Origin of the sequence: Providencia sp. 2.29 (assembly GCF_015832305.1) — a bacterium.
GTDB classification, from domain to species: domain Bacteria; phylum Pseudomonadota; class Gammaproteobacteria; order Enterobacterales; family Enterobacteriaceae; genus Providencia; species Providencia stuartii.
Map to the genome: position 1 here is coordinate 1138398 of NZ_CP065420.1, position 18769 is coordinate 1157166.

Annotated in this window: 17 protein-coding genes; 2 read left to right on the top strand and 15 right to left on the bottom strand. The window is 46.8% G+C overall.

Annotated elements, in window-relative coordinates; translation table 11 throughout:
• Positions 1-7: 7 nt before the first annotated feature.
• The 6 genes from chrA to I3B46_RS05080 all read right to left on the bottom strand — a co-directional run bounded on the left by chrA (position 8) and on the right by I3B46_RS05080 (position 4206).
• Positions 8-1213, bottom strand: a complete 1206-nt coding sequence (chrA, locus tag I3B46_RS05055; RefSeq protein ID WP_000184001.1) for a chromate efflux transporter — start codon at positions 1211-1213, stop codon at positions 8-10.
• 155 nt (positions 1214-1368) lie between these two features.
• Positions 1369-1572 (bottom strand): hypothetical protein, encoded by a 204-nt coding sequence (locus I3B46_RS05060; protein WP_000376616.1) that lies wholly within the window; start codon positions 1570-1572, stop codon positions 1369-1371.
• 127 nt (positions 1573-1699) lie between these two features.
• Positions 1700-2539 carry a sulfonamide-resistant dihydropteroate synthase Sul1 gene (gene sul1, locus I3B46_RS05065; protein WP_000259031.1) on the bottom strand — a complete coding sequence of 280 codons (840 nt, stop codon included), beginning with the start codon at positions 2537-2539 and terminating at the stop codon, positions 1700-1702.
• Positions 2533-2880 (bottom strand): quaternary ammonium compound efflux SMR transporter QacE delta 1, encoded by a 348-nt coding sequence (locus tag I3B46_RS05070; protein WP_000679427.1) that lies wholly within the window; start codon positions 2878-2880, stop codon positions 2533-2535. The genes sul1 and I3B46_RS05070 overlap by 7 nt, the downstream gene beginning before the upstream one ends.
• Before the next feature lie 222 nt (positions 2881-3102).
• Complete coding sequence (locus I3B46_RS05075; RefSeq protein ID WP_001749986.1) at positions 3103-3555, bottom strand: NAD(+)--rifampin ADP-ribosyltransferase Arr-3; 453 nt, start codon at positions 3553-3555, stop codon at positions 3103-3105.
• Positions 3556-3651: 96 nt separating this feature from the next.
• A complete protein-coding gene (locus I3B46_RS05080; protein WP_063840321.1) occupies positions 3652-4206 on the bottom strand; it encodes a fluoroquinolone-acetylating aminoglycoside 6'-N-acetyltransferase AAC(6')-Ib-cr5 in 555 nt (184 codons plus the stop codon).
• A 291-nt stretch (positions 4207-4497) separates the two neighbouring features.
• Here I3B46_RS05080 and intI1 point away from each other — a divergent pair, with 291 nt between their 5' ends.
• Positions 4498-5511, top strand: coding sequence for a class 1 integron integrase IntI1 (intI1, locus tag I3B46_RS05085; protein WP_000845039.1), 1014 nt, complete (start codon positions 4498-4500; stop codon positions 5509-5511).
• 274 nt (positions 5512-5785) lie between these two features.
• On the opposite strand, the gene I3B46_RS05090 is transcribed toward intI1, so the two are convergent.
• Positions 5786-6490 carry an IS6-like element IS26 family transposase gene (locus tag I3B46_RS05090; RefSeq protein WP_001067855.1) on the bottom strand — a complete coding sequence of 235 codons (705 nt, stop codon included), beginning with the start codon at positions 6488-6490 and terminating at the stop codon, positions 5786-5788.
• 24 nt (positions 6491-6514) lie between these two features.
• On the opposite strand from I3B46_RS05090, the gene I3B46_RS05095 reads away from it, so the two are divergent.
• Positions 6515-8089 (top strand): methyl-accepting chemotaxis protein, encoded by a 1575-nt coding sequence (locus tag I3B46_RS05095; protein ID WP_071538080.1) that lies wholly within the window; start codon positions 6515-6517, stop codon positions 8087-8089.
• A gap of 152 nt (positions 8090-8241) precedes the next feature.
• Here I3B46_RS05095 and I3B46_RS05100 read toward each other — a convergent pair whose 3' ends face one another.
• From I3B46_RS05100 to treB, 8 genes are all read right to left on the bottom strand, one after another.
• Positions 8242-8889, bottom strand: coding sequence for a TniQ family protein (locus I3B46_RS05100; protein WP_425288178.1), 648 nt, complete (start codon positions 8887-8889; stop codon positions 8242-8244).
• A 2-nt stretch (positions 8890-8891) separates the two neighbouring features.
• Positions 8892-10559, bottom strand: a complete 1668-nt coding sequence (locus tag I3B46_RS05105) for an AAA family ATPase (RefSeq protein ID WP_001276994.1) — start codon at positions 10557-10559, stop codon at positions 8892-8894.
• Positions 10556-12664, bottom strand: coding sequence for a DDE-type integrase/transposase/recombinase (locus I3B46_RS05110; RefSeq protein ID WP_000267723.1), 2109 nt, complete (start codon positions 12662-12664; stop codon positions 10556-10558). The genes I3B46_RS05105 and I3B46_RS05110 overlap by 4 nt, the downstream gene beginning before the upstream one ends.
• Positions 12651-13472, bottom strand: a complete 822-nt coding sequence (locus tag I3B46_RS05115; protein ID WP_001029679.1) for a TnsA endonuclease N-terminal domain-containing protein — start codon at positions 13470-13472, stop codon at positions 12651-12653. The genes I3B46_RS05110 and I3B46_RS05115 overlap by 14 nt, the downstream gene beginning before the upstream one ends.
• 118 nt (positions 13473-13590) lie before the next feature.
• On the bottom strand, positions 13591-13830 hold the full coding sequence (locus I3B46_RS05120) for a hypothetical protein (protein ID WP_231405897.1): 240 nt from the start codon (positions 13828-13830) through the stop codon (positions 13591-13593).
• A 55-nt stretch (positions 13831-13885) separates the two neighbouring features.
• Positions 13886-14533, bottom strand: a complete 648-nt coding sequence (pgmB, locus tag I3B46_RS05125) for a beta-phosphoglucomutase (protein WP_004922933.1) — start codon at positions 14531-14533, stop codon at positions 13886-13888.
• Positions 14526-17249 carry a glycoside hydrolase family 65 protein gene (locus I3B46_RS05130; protein WP_061064736.1) on the bottom strand — a complete coding sequence of 908 codons (2724 nt, stop codon included), beginning with the start codon at positions 17247-17249 and terminating at the stop codon, positions 14526-14528. The genes pgmB and I3B46_RS05130 overlap by 8 nt, the downstream gene beginning before the upstream one ends.
• Before the next feature lie 25 nt (positions 17250-17274).
• A complete protein-coding gene (treB, locus tag I3B46_RS05135) occupies positions 17275-18696 on the bottom strand; it encodes a PTS trehalose transporter subunit IIBC (RefSeq protein ID WP_004922928.1) in 1422 nt (473 codons plus the stop codon).
• Between the last annotated feature and the right edge of the window lie 73 nt (positions 18697-18769).

An 18769-nucleotide genomic window follows, 5' to 3' on the forward strand; every position in this document is an offset into this window, starting at 1 on the left:
TTGTGCCTCACAGAGCGACGCTCAACAGCCACCCAGCTGCACCGCTACCGAGGACAACCAGCCACGGCGGGAGCTTCCAGAACATAAGTGCGACAAGGGCAACTAATGCCAAGCCGAAGTCTTGCGGCTGAAAGATGGCGCTAGTCCATACAGGCTGATACAGCGCGGCCAGCAGCAAGCCGACTACAGCGGCATTGATCCCGGCCAGCGCAGCTTGGATGCCTGTATTGCGGCGCAAACGCTCCCAAAATGGCATTGATCCGACGACCAGCAAGAACGAGGGCGCGAAGATAGCCAGCAGACACACAATGCCGCCGATCCAGCCCGACGGGGCGGTGTTCATCGAGGCACCAAGAAACGCGGCGAACGTGAACAAAGGGCCGGGCACCGCTTGAGCTGCCCCGTACCCCGCGAGAAAGGATTCATTGTTGACCCAGCCGGAGGGCACCACTTCGGCTTGCAGTAATGGCAGCACAACGTGACCACCGCCGAACACCAGTGATCCGACACGATAGAAGGAATCCACCATTGCCATGGTTTGACTTGGCATCAGTTCGGCCAACACCGGCAGGCCAATCAGCAAGACAAAGAACAGCGAGAGCCAAAGCACGCCGGCCCGGTGACTGACCGTGATAGGTAGGGGGTCATGCTCAACAACTTTCGCTGGCTTGAACAATAACCGGCCTGCGATGCCTGCGATAGCAATCACGCCAACCTGTCCCCACGCGGACGGCACAAGTAAAACGACGCAGGTAGCAATTGCCATGATGGTGACTCGCAGCCCATCCGTGCATAGGTTACGCGCCATGCCCCATACTGCTTGAGCGACCACGGCCACAGCCACCACTTTTAAGCCATGCAACGCGCCCTGCGAGACGTAATCGCCATAGCTGGAGATGCCGAGCGCAAAAAGGATCAAGGCTATGGCAGACGGCAGCGTGAAGCCAGCCCAAGCAGCCAGCGCCCCGCTGTATCCAGCCCGAGACAGTCCTACCGCTATGCCGACCTGGCTGCTTGCAGGCCCTGGCAAGAACTGACAAAGCGCGACCAAGTCAGCATAGCTCCGTTCGGAGAGCCAGCGCCGCCGTGTGACAAATTCGGCGCGGAAGTAGCCCAAGTGCGCAATGGGGCCGCCAAAAGATGTCAATCCAAGCCGCAGAAAAATAAGAAAGACCGACCATGGTCTGCTGTCATCGGTAGGGTTATTCGTCATACTTTCGCCTTCATGATCTGCAACGAGTTGATCAATAATAAGCGAAATTCGATAACGAAATTCGATATAAATCTAGAAAAAAATACCTCTATGTGTACTACGCAGTTTTAGCTGTGGCTTTCACAGGAGCACGCTTACTTACGGCTTAGCGTGCTTTATTTTCCGTTTTCTGAGGCGATCCCTAGGAGCTCGGATCTCAGGACGAAGGTCTCCGCGAATGTCCGGTCGATCCGCGCGACGTCCCAGGCGGGCGTTCCCTTGGCGGACATCCACGCCGCAGCGTCGTGCATCAGCCGCACAACCTCGTCGATATCACCCGAGCAGGCGACCCGAACGTTCGGAGGCTCCTCGCTGTCCATTCGCTCCCCTGGCGCGGTATGAACCGCCGCCTCATAGTGCAGTTTGATCCTGACGAGCCCAGCATGTCTGCGCCCACCTTCGCGGAACCTGACCAGGGTCCGCTAGCGGGCGGCCGGAAGGTGAATGCTAGGCATGATCTAACCCTCGGTCTCTGGCGTCGCGACTGCGAAATTTCGCGAGGGTTTCCGAGAAGGTGATTGCGCTTCGCAGATCTCCAGGCGCGTGGGTGCGGACGTAGTCAGCGCCATTGCCGATCGCGTGAAGTTCCGCCGCAAGGCTCGCTGGACCCAGATCCTTTACAGGAAGGCCAACGGTGGCGCCCAAGAAGGATTTCCGCGACACCGAGACCAATAGCGGAAGCCCCAACGCCGACTTCAGCTTTTGAAGGTTCGACAGCACGTGCAGCGATGTTTCCGGTGCGGGGCTCAAGAAAAATCCCATCCCCGGATCGAGGATGAGCCGGTCGGCAGCGACCCCGCTCCGTCGCAAGGCGGAAACCCGCGCCTCGAAGAACCGCACAATCTCGTCGAGCGCGTCTTCGGGTCGAAGGTGACCGGTGCGGGTGGCGATGCCATCCCGCTGCGCTGAGTGCATAACCACCAGCCTGCAGTCCGCCTCAGCAATATCGGGATAGAGCGCAGGGTCAGGAAATCCTTGGATATCGTTCAGGTAGCCCACGCCGCGCTTGAGCGCATAGCGCTGGGTTTCCGGTTGGAAGCTGTCGATTGAAACACGGTGCATCTGATCGGACAGGGCGTCTAAGAGCGGCGCAATACGTCTGATCTCATCGGCCGGCGATACAGGCCTCGCGTCCGGATGGCTGGCGGCCGGTCCGACATCCACGACGTCTGATCCGACTCGCAGCATTTCGATCGCCGCGGTGACAGCGCCGGCGGGGTCTAGCCGCCGGCTCTCATCGAAGAAGGAGTCCTCGGTGAGATTCAGAATGCCGAACACCGTCACCATGGCGTCGGCCTCCGCAGCGACTTCCACGATGGGGATCGGGCGAGCAAAAAGGCAGCAATTATGAGCCCCATACCTACAAAGCCCCACGCATCAAGCTTTTGCCCATGAAGCAACCAGGCAATGGCTGTAATTATGACGACGCCGAGTCCCGACCAGACTGCATAAGCAACACCGACAGGGATGGATTTCAGAACCAGAGAAAGAAAATAAAATGCGATGCCATAACCGATTATGACAACGGCGGAAGGGGCAAGCTTAGTAAAGCCCTCGCTAGATTTTAATGCGGATGTTGCGATTACTTCGCCAACTATTGCGATAACAAGAAAAAGCCAGCCTTTCATGATATATCTCCCAATTTGTGTAGGGCTTATTATGCACGCTTAAAAATAATAAAAGCAGACTTGACCTGATAGTTTGGCTGTGAGCAATTATGTGCTTAGTGCATCTAACGCCGCCATAAACGGCGACAGGGTGGCGCGCCTATTGCGCATAAAATGGCGAAGCCATGCGCAACAGGCGCGGAATCTCTGGCGTCCGGTTTGATGGCTTTGTTATGCAAAGGACTAGTCTTCAATGACGTGTAAACCACGGCGCTTTAAGTCCTCCAACGAATCCAACATTCCCCTTATTAATTCAACAGGATGCCCCTCCCAGTCTTCAACAACGCCAACAATTCTCAAGGGTTCGCAGGTTCTATAGGACTGTGTTGGATTACCGGGAAATCTTTTGTTCGTAAGATTCGGATCGTCTTCGAACGGTCCTGTTGGCTCAACTATGTATATGTAGCCGCGACCCTCGAGGCCAGACAGTGACATAGCAAGTTCAGCTCCCCAAACTGCTGGCTCCATCAAGGCTGAAAAGTAGATGTGCTTAAGAATACGACCGTCCTCGAAATGAGAGATGAACCCTGTGGTTAGCAAGTCACCAATCGCCAAATTGGCTTTGGTTCCATGATAGAACGGTCCTTGCACCTGCTTGTAATTATCATGAGAGATGGGAATCCAATCTTTTACCATTTTAAGACCCTTAATTGTTGGGATTTGGCTGCATAACGTTTGACATGAGGGGCGGCCAAGGGCGCCAGCCCTTGGACGTCCCCCTCGATGGAAGGGTTAGGCATCACTGCGTGTTCGCTCGAATGCCTGGCGTGTTTGAACCATGTACACGGCTGGACCATATGGGGTGGTTACGGTACCTTGCCTCTCAAACCCCGCTTTCTCGTAGCATCGGATCGCTCGCAAGTTGCTCGGCGACGGGTCCGTTTGGATCTTGGTGACCTCGGGATCATTGAACAGCAACTCAACCAGAGCTCGAACCAGCTTGGTTCCCAAGCCTTTGCCCAGTTGTGATGCATTCGCCAGTAACTGGTCTATTCCGCGTACTCCTGGATCGGTTTCTTCTTCCCACCTTCCGTCCCCGCTTCCAAGAGCAACGTACGACTGGGCATACCCAATCGGCTCTCCATTCAGCATTGCAATGTATGGAGTGACGGACTCTTGCGCTAAAACGCTTGGCAAGTACTGTTCCTGTACGTCAGCAAGTGTCGGGCGTGCTTCTTCTCCGCCCCACCACTCGACGATATGAGATCGATTTAGCCACTCATAGAGCATCGCAAGGTCATGCTCAGTCATGAGGCGCAGTGTGACGGAATCGTTGCTGTTGGTCACGATGCTGTACTTTGTGATGCCTAACTTTGTTTTTGCGTTGCTCATGATGTCTAACTCCCAATTTGTGTAGGGCTTATTATGCACGCTTAAAAATAATAAAAGCAGACTTGACCTGATAGTTTGGCTGTGAGCAATTATGTGCTTAGTGCATCTAACTTTGTTTTAGGGCGACTGCCCTGCTGCGTAACATCGTTGCTGCTCCATAACATCAAACATCGACCCACGGCGTAACGCGCTTGCTGCTTGGATGCCCGAGGCATAGACTGTACAAAAAAACAGTCATAACAAGCCATGAAAACCGCCACTGCGCCGTTACCACCGCTGCGTTCGGTCAAGGTTCTGGACCAGTTGCGTGAGCGCATACGCTACTTGCATTACAGCTTACCAACCGAACAGGCTTATGTCCACTGGGTTCGTGCCTTCATCCGTTTCCACGGTGTGCGTCACCCGGCAACCTTGGGCAGCAGCGAAGTCGAGGCATTTCTGTCCTGGCTGGCGAACGAGCGCAAGGTTTCGGTCTCCACGCATCGTCAGGCATTGGCGGCCTTGCTGTTCTTCTACGGCAAGGTGCTGTGCACGGATCTGCCCTGGCTTCAGGAGATCGGAAGACCTCGGCCGTCGCGGCGCTTGCCGGTGGTGCTGACCCCGGATGAAGTGGTTCGCATCCTCGGTTTTCTGGAAGGCGAGCATCGTTTGTTCGCCCAGCTTCTGTATGGAACGGGCATGCGGATCAGTGAGGGTTTGCAACTGCGGGTCAAGGATCTGGATTTCGATCACGGCACGATCATCGTGCGGGAGGGCAAGGGCTCCAAGGATCGGGCCTTGATGTTACCCGAGAGCTTGGCACCCAGCCTGCGCGAGCAGCTGTCGCGTGCACGGGCATGGTGGCTGAAGGACCAGGCCGAGGGCCGCAGCGGCGTTGCGCTTCCCGACGCCCTTGAGCGGAAGTATCCGCGCGCCGGGCATTCCTGGCCGTGGTTCTGGGTTTTTGCGCAGCACACGCATTCGACCGATCCACGGAGCGGTGTCGTGCGTCGCCATCACATGTATGACCAGACCTTTCAGCGCGCCTTCAAACGTGCCGTAGAACAAGCAGGCATCACGAAGCCCGCCACACCGCACACCCTCCGCCACTCGTTCGCGACGGCCTTGCTCCGCAGCGGTTACGACATTCGAACCGTGCAGGATCTGCTCGGCCATTCCGACGTCTCTACGACGATGATTTACACGCATGTGCTGAAAGTTGGCGGTGCCGGAGTGCGCTCACCGCTTGATGCGCTGCCGCCCCTCACTAGTGAGAGGTAGGGCAGCGCAAGTCAATCCTGGCGGATTCACTACCCCTGCGCGAAGGCCATCGGTGCCGCATCGAACGGCCGGTTGCGGAAAGTCCTCCCTGCGTCCGCTGATGGCCGGCAGCAGCCCGTCGTTGCCTGATGGATCCAACCCCTCCGCTGCTATAGTGCAGTCGGCTTCTGACGTTCAGTGCAGCCGTCTTCTGAAAACGACAATGGAGGTGGTAGCCGAGGGGGCACTGTTGCAAAGTTAGCGATGAGGCAGCCTTTTGTCTTATTCAAAGGCCTTACATTTCAAAAACTCTGCTTACCAGGCGCATTTCGCCCAGGGGATCACCATAATAAAATGCTGAGGCCTGGCCTTTGCGTAGTGCACGCATCACCTCAATACCTTTGATGGTGGCGTAAGCCGTCTTCATGGATTTAAATCCCAGCGTGGCGCCGATTATCCGTTTCAGTTTGCCATGATCGCATTCAATCACGTTGTTCCGGTACTTAATCTGTCGGTGTTCAACGTCAGACGGGCACCGGCCTTCGCGTTTGAGCAGAGCAAGCGCGCGACCATAGGCGGGCGCTTTATCCGTGTTGATGAATCGCGGGATCTGCCACTTCTTCACGTTGTTGAGGATTTTACCCAGAAACCGGTATGCAGCTTTGCTGTTACGACGGGAGGAGAGATAAAAATCGACAGTGCGGCCCCGGCTGTCGACGGCCCGGTACAGATACGCCCAGCGGCCATTGACCTTCACGTAGGTTTCATCCATGTGCCACGGGCAAAGATCGGAAGGGTTACGCCAGTACCAGCGCAGCCGTTTTTCCATTTCAGGCGCATAACGCTGAACCCAGCGGTAAATCGTGGAGTGATCGACATTCACTCCGCGTTCAGCCAGCATCTCCTGCAGCTCACGGTAACTGATGCCGTATTTGCAGTACCAGCGTACGGCCCACAGAATGATGTCACGCTGAAAATGCCGGCCTTTGAATGGGTTCATGTGCAGCTCCATCAGCAAAAGGGGATGATAAGTTTATCACCACCGACTATTTGCAACAGTGCCCCAAAAGATGCCAATATTCTTTCGACTACCTCCCCTCAAAGCCATATCACGTACGTTAATCCTGACTTCATTAAAATCAGTGGTTTCACTGAGGAAGAACTATTAGGCCAGCCTCACAACATCGTAAGACACCCAGATATGCCGCCTGCTGCATTTGAGCATATGTGGAGTACATTAAAATCTGGCCGCTCATGGATGGGGCTAGTAAAAAATCGCTGTAAAAATGGCGACCACTATTGGGTAAGTGCTTATGTAACGCCAATAGCTAAGAATGGTTCGATTGTTGAATACCAGTCTGTAAGGACCAAGCCTGAACCTGAGCAGGTTTTGGCTGCGGAAAAATTATATGCTCAATTGAGAAGCGGGAAGGCCGCGAGGCCGAAATTGGCTGCTAGCTTTTCCGTGAAAATACTCTTGCTCATATGGGGTAGTATTATATCAAGCGCAATGGCTGCCGGCATGCTTACTGATACATCAATAAGCAGCTTATTGTTAGCCACTTTAATGTCAGGAAGCTTAAGCTCTGTTAGTGTTTTGGCTATTCTCTCTCCTCTTGGAAGACTGGTTGAAAGAGCCAGGAATATTTCCAATAACCCATTAAGTCAATCCCTCTACACTGGGCGCACCGATGAGTTTGGCCAAATAGAGTTTGCTTTACGAATGATGCAAGCTGAAACAGGCGCCATAGTAGGTCGCATAGGTGATGCATCAAATCGGCTTAGCGAACACACCCGAGGCCTACTAAAGGATATTGAGTCAAGCAATGTACTTACAGTTGAGCAGCAGGCAGAGACAGATCAAATAGCAACGGCAGTAAACCAAATGGTGGCAAGCATTCAAGAGGTTGCGAGCAATGCACAGCATGCTGCAGATGCGGCCGGAAGAGCAGACACTGAGACGGCATCTGGCCAGCGTCTGGTAGCCCACACAAGCCAGTCAATCACTGCCCTTGAAGGTGAAATTAGGCAAGCCACTCAGGTTATTCATGAGCTTGAAGGTCAAAGTAACGAGATATCAAAAGTTCTTGACGTTATACGAGGGATCGCCGAGCAAACGAATTTGTTGGCACTCAACGCAGCAATTGAGGCCGCGCGTGCTGGTGAGCAGGGGCGTGGTTTTGCTGTTGTCGCCGATGAGGTTCGCAGTCTTGCTGCTCGCACACAGCAATCGACAACGGATATTCAAAGCATGATCAGCGCTCTACAAGAGCGAGCGCAATCCGCTGTTACAGTCATGGAGCAAAGTAGTCGGCAAGCGCACACGAGTGTAGCTCACGCAGAGGAAGCAGCTACAGCTCTTGATGGAATTGGCCAACGCGTTAACGAAATTACCGACATGAACGCGCAAATAGCGACTGCGGTCGAGCAGCAGGGAGCAGTAAGTGAAGACATAAACCGCAGTATTATCAATATACGCGATGCTGCTGATACCAATGTACAGACCGGGCAGAATAATTTGCAAAGTGCGAAATCTGTCGCTCAGTTAACTAGCGCTCTGAGCGAACTGGCAAAACAGTTTTGGGAAAAACGAGGATAACGCTTTTCAGTATCTCGACAGGGATAACTTACTTTACCATCGGTTATCCCTTTTAGCCGCACAAATTTTAGCCATGGCTTTTCAGGAAGTCAGGGCTATCAGAATGGCCTTAGAAAGCCTAGTCAAAGAGCTGTCACGAGAACACCGTTAGCTTAGCGTACGATTTTTTCCGAATTCTGCGGTTCCCCCTCTAACAGAGGGGCTATATAAGCAGCTAGTGCTGTTAATTGAGATAGGGAGTCTTTGGGGTAGTCTGAAAGCAGCTCAGTATGACCCAAAGCCCAAAATTGATGTCGGTGATCATCTACAGCTCTATCAAAGAAGACTAAAGCACCGTGTTTTGGACAATATGGCAAAGCGGGCAAATACCAATCTCGTTGCCAAAAGGCTTCCCCATACCTATTTAGCTGAAGAGCAACGCAATCAGGGCAGTATCTAAAGCGGTTATCGCTCTTAACTCTAGAAGCAGCGACTCCTAGCATTAAATGCACCGCACCTTGCGCTTGGTACTCCATTAACCGAATAGCTTCGTCTCGGCGCTCCTTGCCTACAAACGGAGCATATAAAGGGAATAAGGTATGCTCATAAATAAGCTGCTGAACAGCGTAACGTCCTGTTTGATGTAGATGTCTTGCTATCACACCTAAATGCGAGGGCAGACCTAAGGTAGCGACCACCTTGCGGTTGCCATACACCTCATCCAACAGCTGCTTAGGACTAACAATCCCTTGATAAACGCCTGCCCGTGCAATAGTGCTATAAATCAGCTCATTCGAGTACGGAACAGGAAAGTTTCTCATGGCTAACCTGCTTGTTTAAATAAGCTCGCCATATCCACTATTACCCCTTTCCCTTTTAACCGTTCATGCATGGTTTTTTCAGGTTGGCGTTGTGAATAGATATAACGTAAATCCGTATCAGGCAAGCTATCCCAGTCGCTGGGCTTGACTACCTTTATAGCCGAAACCTTTTTACTCTTGGAGGGCTTTTCTAGTTCTGACACTACCGTTTCGCCTTCCATCAACCACTGCAAAACAAGAGGCAGTAACTTTTGTCTTGTCATCGTTGGATTCTGGCTAAACGCTTTTTTAATAGTGGGAATTAACAGGCTTGAATCGTAATCCTCTTTCAGCATCAGATATAAATGACGCTGATCTTCGGTATCTAACTCTTGAAGGGCTTTTTCTTCTGGTGTTTGTTCTTGTATCGCTGCGATATCTAGCTGAAGTTGGATTAACCGTTTATCAATCTCGGGAACGACTAGATCAGAATAACGAGCAATGCGTTCTGGGATACCCGAGCGTAATGCCTCTAGCATGGGGTGCACAGGCTTTAACTCATCTTGATACACTTGCCGCAATAAACCAGCGGTAATACGCTCATTGCCTAAAGCTAGCGCACGGAGCTGAGCGAGTACAAAAAGTTTTACTACAATGTCCATCACTCCTTGGCTTAGCTCATACCACACATCACGGACCTCATCCGATAACAGCGCATCTTTGCGTTGTAAAAGCTGTAATTGCCAAAGATTATCCGTAAAAGCGATCCACTCTTGATTGGGCTTTCCACGTTGCGTTTGTTGTATAGGATCCCAGAATATAGCTCCAAACCCTGCCCCTCTACGTGCAGACCGCAAATCAGCCTCAAAAATCTCTCGTGCTTTAGGGGTACCAATCAACATCACTGGTACGCCAATAATATTCACCATCGTCACAAAAAAGTTCAGCATCTCTTGAGATCCACCCGAACGAGAGCGGCTTAAATGCTGAATTTCATCAATAACCAACAACCCTAAAGCATGTGCATTGGCTATTTGCGACATCAAAGCCAACATGGTTTCTATACCATGACGTTTTAAGCCATAACGACGCTCATAGTTCGAGCCCAAGGCTCGATCCAACGCTCTGAAAAAATTCAAGCAGATTTCTTTTAGCGAACCATTATGCGAGCAGTCTATTTTCAAATACACCACCTGCTCTACATTGAGTTCACGATGGTAAATCACCTGAGGATACGTGGCTAGAATACGATGAAGAGAGGTCGTCTTCCCACTACCAGAACAACCAATTAACAATAAGCTTTGTGCCGTAGATCGTGCCTCCTCAAAGCGAAATGTCTCCAACTCTCCCGTTTGAACACGCTCATAACCATTTTGTAAATGCTTTTGTAAATCTCCTGTTTTAGGATTTCTGCCTACGTAGCCACCTCGAATCATGACCGAAATACGCTCACTTAGTAGCAAATGCGTACCTAATGGCTGAAAATAGTCATCTGGAATACGACAAATGGTATGAGCTCTGATAACACGGGACTTTTGCAAGTCAGAGGAAGTAAGCTGTAAAGAGGATTTCAGTGATGCAGCACTATTCACTGACTCTTGTAATGGTGGTAAGGCCTCGATAAAAGGATTATCACGATAAGCCTCTACCCCCGTATCACGATAAACTGCTTGAATCCGGGTAGCACTCATGACTCATCCTTTTCTGGTGGATCCTGAAATAATTCAGGCACGTATGTGGGTAGGCTGTAATCTTCTTGATCATCCGCTTCCACTGCGTTGAAAGGAATAACTTTAGCCTCATCACCTGAAGAGCTTGGCTTCAAATGCTCCGCACGTTTTTTACGCTCCGAGGTCACGGCTTCTTTTTTATTAGTTTTAATCTGCTTAATGCGTGTTGATTTGGGCTCAGTAGTACTGGGCGTTAACTTATTCGCTTTCTGAATGGTTTGCTGAATAAACGCCTCAAGCTCCCTGCGTTTAGTTAACTCATCCTGCTTCGCATTGGCTTTATTGTGTTTTTCTTGTGCTTGTATATCCCAAACCTCCCAAAATGAGAGACCTTTAAACTGCCGACTACGTTCCGTCAGATTACAGCGCCAAAATACACGGCTGCCAACTTGCGGAAACAAATAAATCGTATCAACCAGCACTGGGTCATAAGCCGCTTCTAAATGTTGAGGTCTAGCTATATCAGTGCTCCGCTGCAACCAACCCTCACGCAGAATCTCTGACCCCGAGTAATACAAACCCCACAAATTAACGCCAAATGAAGAAATAGAGACCTTTCGGCGAGGCAGTAACGCTACTCGCAACTGCTCTTGCTCCACAGCCCTTAAACTACCTGTACGATGCTGCATACCCCATTGCCATAGCTGGACAGGAATAGACGGTAAATCTGTAGGAAAATCAGCATCTCGATCGTATTTATCCATCACCAGATGGTTATTTCTGAATAAGATCGTACGCAAAATAATTTGTGTGAACTCAAATACCGACAGAGATGCATCTAACCTATAGTCTGTTTCACCATGGCTTTTGATCCGACTGCCCTCTACAATGCCAGGTGCAAAGGACTTAAACTCGGCTTGTAGTGTTCTAAAAGTGCTTTCCACTATGCCTTTAGCATCGCCACGTCTAGGTGGAGCACTTTCCACTCGCACATTAAAACTAGAAACTAAGGCTTCGACCTGATGACTCATTAATTCGCCACGGTCCGCTAGCAACACATCTGGCAAACCTACACACGGCCAGTCTGAGCTACTAATCTCAATATCATGCTGGGCACAAATGGCCGTTTTGTCAGAGCAAGCATTTACAAAAGCCTGCATCGCCACCACATAAGACGGATTTTCAAAGCCGATATAAAAGCCCGTGATCATCCGACTAAACACATCAATCACAATGTAAAGCGTTGGTCTTCCTATGATTTTTTGGCGATCATGATGATCCACTAAATAAATATCAGCAATCGTGGCATCAATCTCATAACGACTCCCAGGGCCTAACGCCTGAGAAGTGGCTGTACTACTTAAGGGTCGTACGTCTTTTTTATATACCCCTGCTTTAACTCTAGACTTTAAGCGCTGAGCTTTAGGGTATTCTCGATCATAAAAATAACGAAACTGACGTAGTGTTGGGTAATCCTCTTGGGGAATGCGAGGAAAATACTGAGCAAACAAGTCCACAAATCGTCTATAGGCAACGGTGGTCTTTGTACCTTTTTGATTTAACAGGTGCTTTTCTATGGTCAACCTAAAAAGGCGTTCAATCTCGGGCGTTACCTTGGTTCCTTCACCCTTACCATATTCTCTGGCTCGGCCAATCTTTGCTGTTCCTGTCGCTGAACGTCTTTCCCCTGGTGCACCGCTGTTTTTGTAGTCAGGAATTAATGCATTAGGCGTTTGACCACGCTGCCAGTAACGGCGTAACAACTTATAAACTGTAGCCTTAGTAACCTTATGTTCTTGGACCACATGCTCAACGAGTTCGCTTCTGACTTTAGGGTCGAAACGATCCTTACTATTAATAATAGGAAGAATTTTTCGATAATCCTCCTCGCGCTTCTGGAAGCTGACAGAATCTACAGACGGCTCTTCTAAATCAAGATGTACATAAGGGTCATCAGTTCTAACTAAGCGGCCTTCATCTAAATACTGCATTAGCAACAACTCAGCCCTAGCTTGTGGAACTCCTTTATCAGCGCTTATTTGCATCCAGACAACTTGGCCATCCTCTATAGCCAAAATGCGATACGGATCATTATCAAATAGCACAACCTCATTAATTTGCCACATAGCGCAACTCCTCCATATTCACTACTTGGCTAATACAGAGATCTGCACACTTATTTGCCCTGAAAGACTTATAAATATTGAACTTAATAAAACCATTTGCGGTTAAGGCTCGTATCTCACTCAATGTTTTGCCTAACTCCAAATCATAAGCAATATCAACCTGCTTACAGACATTGATAATGTTTTCATCTCCTTTTTCTTGCAGGATATGGGCCAATGGGGATAGTTGTGCTAAAAGCTCCGCAGAAACTTCTTCTGTTTTCACTGAATAAAGCCATTCAATATTTTCTTTTACTACGGGATTTATTTCTTTATCAGTAAAAATGAACCAAGGAATTTGCTTTTGCTGCCAATAGCGACGCTCTAGTTCTAGTTTTTCTAAGGTACGCTCGTCTTGTAAGGCTGCTGCAGGTTTGACTTGAATAGCAAACTGCTCAAAAGGACCATCTTTGCAGTCCACTAAAAAATCAGTAGACATAACCTGATCTACACCACGAATAACAGGATGCTTAATACCACTATCTATTGCAATCTGCCTGGTATCACTAGGTAATAAGGGGAACTGCTCGCGTATATCTAGCACGCTGCTCTCCCACTCAAGACTGAGAAAAACAGCAAGCTCTAAGTCAGATAGCAAATGATGGACTCGTCCCGTCTTATGAGAATAAATACGGTGGGAACGACCTGAAGAAGGAACTTCTTGTACTGTTAGCCATGGAATATAGTCTTTACCATGCCCTTGGCCACGCCCCTCTTTAATACGACGGGCAATTTGCACTTCAGAAAATGAAGAGTTTGCTTTAGCCATAACAAAAGTCCAGTATGCTTTTTCACAGCATAACTGGACTGATTTCAGTTTACAACTATTCTGTCTAGTTTAAGACTTTATTGTCATAGTTTAGATCTATTTTGTTCAGTTTAAGACTTTATTGTCCGCCCACAGTTGTATTATTGATTGGCTGATTAATAACTTGACGATTTTGTAATGCTTTTTCTAAATTAGCTGCTTTTTGTTCAGCAAGTTCTGCTCTTTTTTCAGCAGCAAGTGTTCTTTGCTCTAAAAGCGCTAAACGTTGCTCTATTGATAGAGAACTTGTATTAGCTTCGGTTATAACAGGCATAGCTAATCCTAAGCTAACAGCAGTAGCTAATAGTTTAGTTTTCATTCTTTATTCCTTGTTTATATCTGGATGGAAAACAGAGTTTCCATCCGATAATTTATTATTTGATTAGTGTATGTATGTCTATTTCAGTTAATGAGTGCACTTCACGATCAGCTTCAGGCAGTGGGCCTTCAGCGATAATACCAATAGCATAAATCCTCGCTTTTTTAAGGGCTTGTATTCCTGCCATTGAATCTTCAAAACCAACACAATACTGAGCAGGCACATCAATGAGCTGCGCTGCTTTTAAAAAGATTTCAGGATCGGGTTTACCTTGTTTTAATGACTTAGGATCAACAATAGATTGAAAATAGTGCTCTATAGCCAATTTTTTCAATATAGTTGGCGCATTTTGGGATGCAGAGGCAATAACACAAGGTATATTGTATTGGTTAGCCTGCTTAATTAAATCTAATACGCCGGGTAAAATATCTTTTGGGCTAATGTTATCAAGTAACTTTAGATAATATTCATTTTTCCTTTCAGAGAGCATATTTTTCTCTTCAATAGAAAATGAATTTTGCTTATTACCATGGCGTAAAATTTTATCTAATGACTCTACTCGGCTGATTCCTTTTAAGGATTGGTTGAATTGTTCATCAATTTCAATCCCGATTTCGCTAGCCAGCTTTTTCCAAGCTAAATAATGGTAACCGGCGGTATCAACAATAACACCATCAAGATCAAATATGAGTCCTTTAACCATTAGCGTTACCCTCATTAGAATTTAAGGAAAAAGGAGTGTTAGGAACAAGGCTATAGAGGTGGTTATTGATTGATATTGTGCATGCTTTATCACTCATCACCGTAATATTGTTATGAGTTACCCTGATGTGGAACAAAACACATTGGTGTCTTAATTTAAAACTCAGCCCTTGCCACTGTTTAGGTAACGAAGGCGCGATATTAAGAATATCTTGTCGAATATCGACACCAGCGTAAGCCATGATCGTAGTATTTAAAGTCGCTGCCATCACTCCGGTATGTATGCCTTCAGCCGTCGTTCCACCTTGGATATCGTTGTAATCTGAGTACAAGGCATCCTGATAGAGTTGCCACGATAGGTCATGGAGCTGTATTTGTTCGGCTAAATAAGCATGAACAATGCGCGATAAGGTTGAGCCATGAGAGGTGCGTTCAAGGTAATAATGTAGATTTTTCTCCGCAAAGCTTTCAGATAATGAGTAGCCCAGAGATTCAATTAAAGATTTCACAGTTGTTTTATCTAAGTTATTAAACAACATGAGTGTGTCGGCTTGTTTAGCGACTTTGAAATCATCTGCTGATTTATTTTCTTTACGTAGGATCCGATCCATTCGGTAAATATTGCCATACTTCTGGCGATAGCTTTCCCAGTCGAGATCATCTAACGCAAAGTAGCCTGCAAATTGTTCAATAACGTCATCTTGATTTAGCGTGACAGCGAGCTGCGTTTTAATTTGGCAGAGCTTGTCGAGCGTATTTGCAGAAAAACCAAATTCAGATAATTTGTCAGTAAAACGTTTATCGCGATACAGCGTCGTCATCTCATTGAAAAGCCACGCCACCATTAAATTGGTATAGGCATTATCTTTTAGGCCGCCTTCTTGAGCATCGGCATATTTTTCATGAAATTCATCGGGGCCCATGACGCCACTGATATGAAAACGTTGGTCTTGCTCATCCCACTGACATAGGCTAAGCCAAAATAACGTGATGTCATTGAGCAGCTCTAAGCCATACTCTTCCATAAATGGGTTATCAAGGGTATTACGCCAATATAGCCACACGTTGTAAGCGATGGCTAATGAAACATGGCGTTGGCGACAACTGTGGTCAGGATCCCACTGACCAGATAATGGATTTAAATGCAGAACTTGAGTTTGCTCTGTACCATCGTGACCTGACTGCCATGGGAACATAGCGCCTTGGAAACCGGCGGCCTTCGCTGCGAGTCGGGCAGCTTCTAATCGGCGATAACGATAGAGTAAAAGTTGGCGAGCGGTATTAGGGAAGTGCATGATATAAAATGGGAAAATGAAAATCTCATCCCAAAAAATATGCCCTCGATAAGCTTCTCCGTGTAACCCTCGTGCGGTGACGGAAACATCAAGTTTATTTTTTTCGTTACTAAACGGTGACGCTGATGAAAGTAAATGGTAGGTATGTAGACGTAATAATTTTTGCGTCATTAAATCCCCTGATACTGCAATATCAGCTTCATCCCATAAAGTTTGCCATGCTTGTTTTGTTTCTGCTAACTGGGTTTGCCAAGCGGGAAGTTCCCATTTCGTAACATCTTGCCAATTATCGGGGTAAGCCGTAGATGTGGTTAGCGCGACACTTTTTTCAACAGTATAGAGGGTATTTTTCTGAGCATTGAATGTGATACTTTGTTCAACAACTGAGTCAGAAAAATGGCAAATAATGTCTTGTGGTGAAAAGAAATCACCACAAAGAGAGGATGCTAAGCCAATCCCTATTTTTGATTGATGAGTTTGAGCTAACAGATAAGCATTTTGTTGCTTTGCGCCACCTTCTAACACACTGTAATGGTTTTGATTTAGGCTACGATATCGTTCTACTCCTGCATTACAAGTGTTCCCTTCTAAGCGAGTGAGAAGGGTCATTTCGCCAGAAAAATTTAACGGAATAAATTGATAATGTAGGCAGTAATGAGACATATTTGCCATATTGGCAAACTTGAAACAGCGAATATTCAGTTGTTTCCCGTCTGTTGTTTCAATAAGCCAGTCAGAAGATAGGACACCAGTTTTAAAATCTAAATGGCGGGTTAGAGAAAGTGTGGTTACATTATTTGGATGAATGCAGTCGCCATCTCCGATTTTAAGCGAAATAAACTGGCCATTCGGTGCATTAACAAAGTCTTCGTTGACCACTTGGTGATCGTTGACTTGAGAGGTTGCTTGATTATATAGGCCTGCAATATAAGTTGCAGGGTAATAATCATGACTCGCTGTCATCTCCGGTAATGTACCGCGCAGGCCAATATACCCATTTGCCACCGTTAATAGTGACTCTTGGCAATACTCATCTTTCCCTGATGTTAAACCGGAATACTCAATTGACCAAGTAAGTTCTTTTTCCCGATGAATGAATTTCCTCTCTAAGCTGTCCTGTTGATTTACTTCCCTGATATTTTCAATAATAAATGGCTTATTAAGAGATTCTGTAAATAAATTTGCGACATCAATAGTTTTATTATCTTGTGTTTTTATCACATAAGATTTTTTTCCATCGTCATCGACTGGCCATTGTATAACGCCACCGTCAATCAATTGAAAGTCGCTATTTATTTTCTTAGCGATATTTAACCAGTCATGATAAGTACTATTTACTGTGTCAAAGGTGTAATCATATTTATTATTATTGTACTCAACAGACACGCTGATATCTGTAAAAGCAATGTATAAGTAATTCATAATAAACCTTAAATTTGATGATATATTAATTAGCTTGTAGCGTGCCTTTTCTTTCTTTATAGCGATAGGCGATAACGGTTAATGCAATGGGAACGACAACGGCGACGACCATAGCGAACAGGTAAACTAACCAATAAGTTGGTTGTATCGATAAAATGCCAGGTAAACCACCCACGCCAATACCATTAGATAGAACATGGTTTAAACCACAAATCAGTCCTGCGAGTGAAGCACCAACCATCGCACATAGCATAGGGAAGCCATATTTTAGGTTAACACCATACATAGCCGGCTCTGTTACACCTAAATAGGCTGAAATAGCGGCTGGGATAGTAATTTCATGTTCATTTGCTTTACGGCTCACAATAATGATACCGACAACCGCTGAAGCTTGGGCAATATTTGATAATGCGATAATAGGCCAAATAGGGGTGCCGCCGTAACTTTGAGTCATCTGTAAGTCGATCGCTAAGGTTGTGTGATGTAACCCTGTGATCACCATTGGCGAGTAGAAAAAACCGAAGATAGCTGAGCCAATAGGCGCAAAGTCACCTAGCATTAATAGCTTGATGACTTCGGCAATACCATTGCCAATGCTTCTGCCAATAGGGCCTAAAATAACGTGTGCGACGAAGACTGAGATAATCAATGTGACGATTGGAACAATAACCAATTTTAAATAATCGGGAATGTAACGGCGTAAACGGGTTTCAAACCAGCCGAGGAATAAACCTGCTAAGATAGAAGGGATGACTTGCGCCTGATAACCGACTTTCTCAATTGTAAACAGCCCAAAGTTCCAAACATCAGGGATTTGTGAGCCTAAATTATAGGCATTCATTAGCTGAGGAGAAACTAAAGTGATCCCTAATACTAAACCTAGGGCTGGGGTACCCCCCATCTTTTTGGTTGCAGACCAGCAGATGCTAACAGGTAAAAAGTGGAATATTGCTTCGCAAGGTAACCATAGGAAATCATAAATAGGCTTTAACCAAGGATAAAAATAGGTTAAAGGTTTATTATCCGATACAGGCATCTCACCAATAACGTTACGCAAACCTAAAAGTAAACCACCACAAATTAAAATAGGTAATAGTGGTACGAATATTTCTGCCAAATTTGCGATAAGCCTTTGCCAAAAACTCATATTTTTTTTGGCGTCAGACTTTACTTCATCTTTACTTTTTGTTTCTAACTCAAGATGCTTTGAAAGAATTTGATAATAGTGGTCAACATCGACACCAATAATAACTTGGAACTGTCCGGCATTATTAAAACACCCCTTAACAAAAGGGATTTGTTTTATTTTATCTATTTCTGCGATATTAGGGTCATTAAGAACAAAGCGTAGCCTTGTTAAGCAGTGAGAAACACTAATAATATTATTTTTACCGCCAATCAGTGCAATAAGCTCTTCAATGGCCTTTAAATCTTTGGCACTAGGCATATTTATTTTCTCATCGTAGTTATGTTTTTTTTAATATATATCCTTATTTGCATTATTTGAACGGGAACGTTCC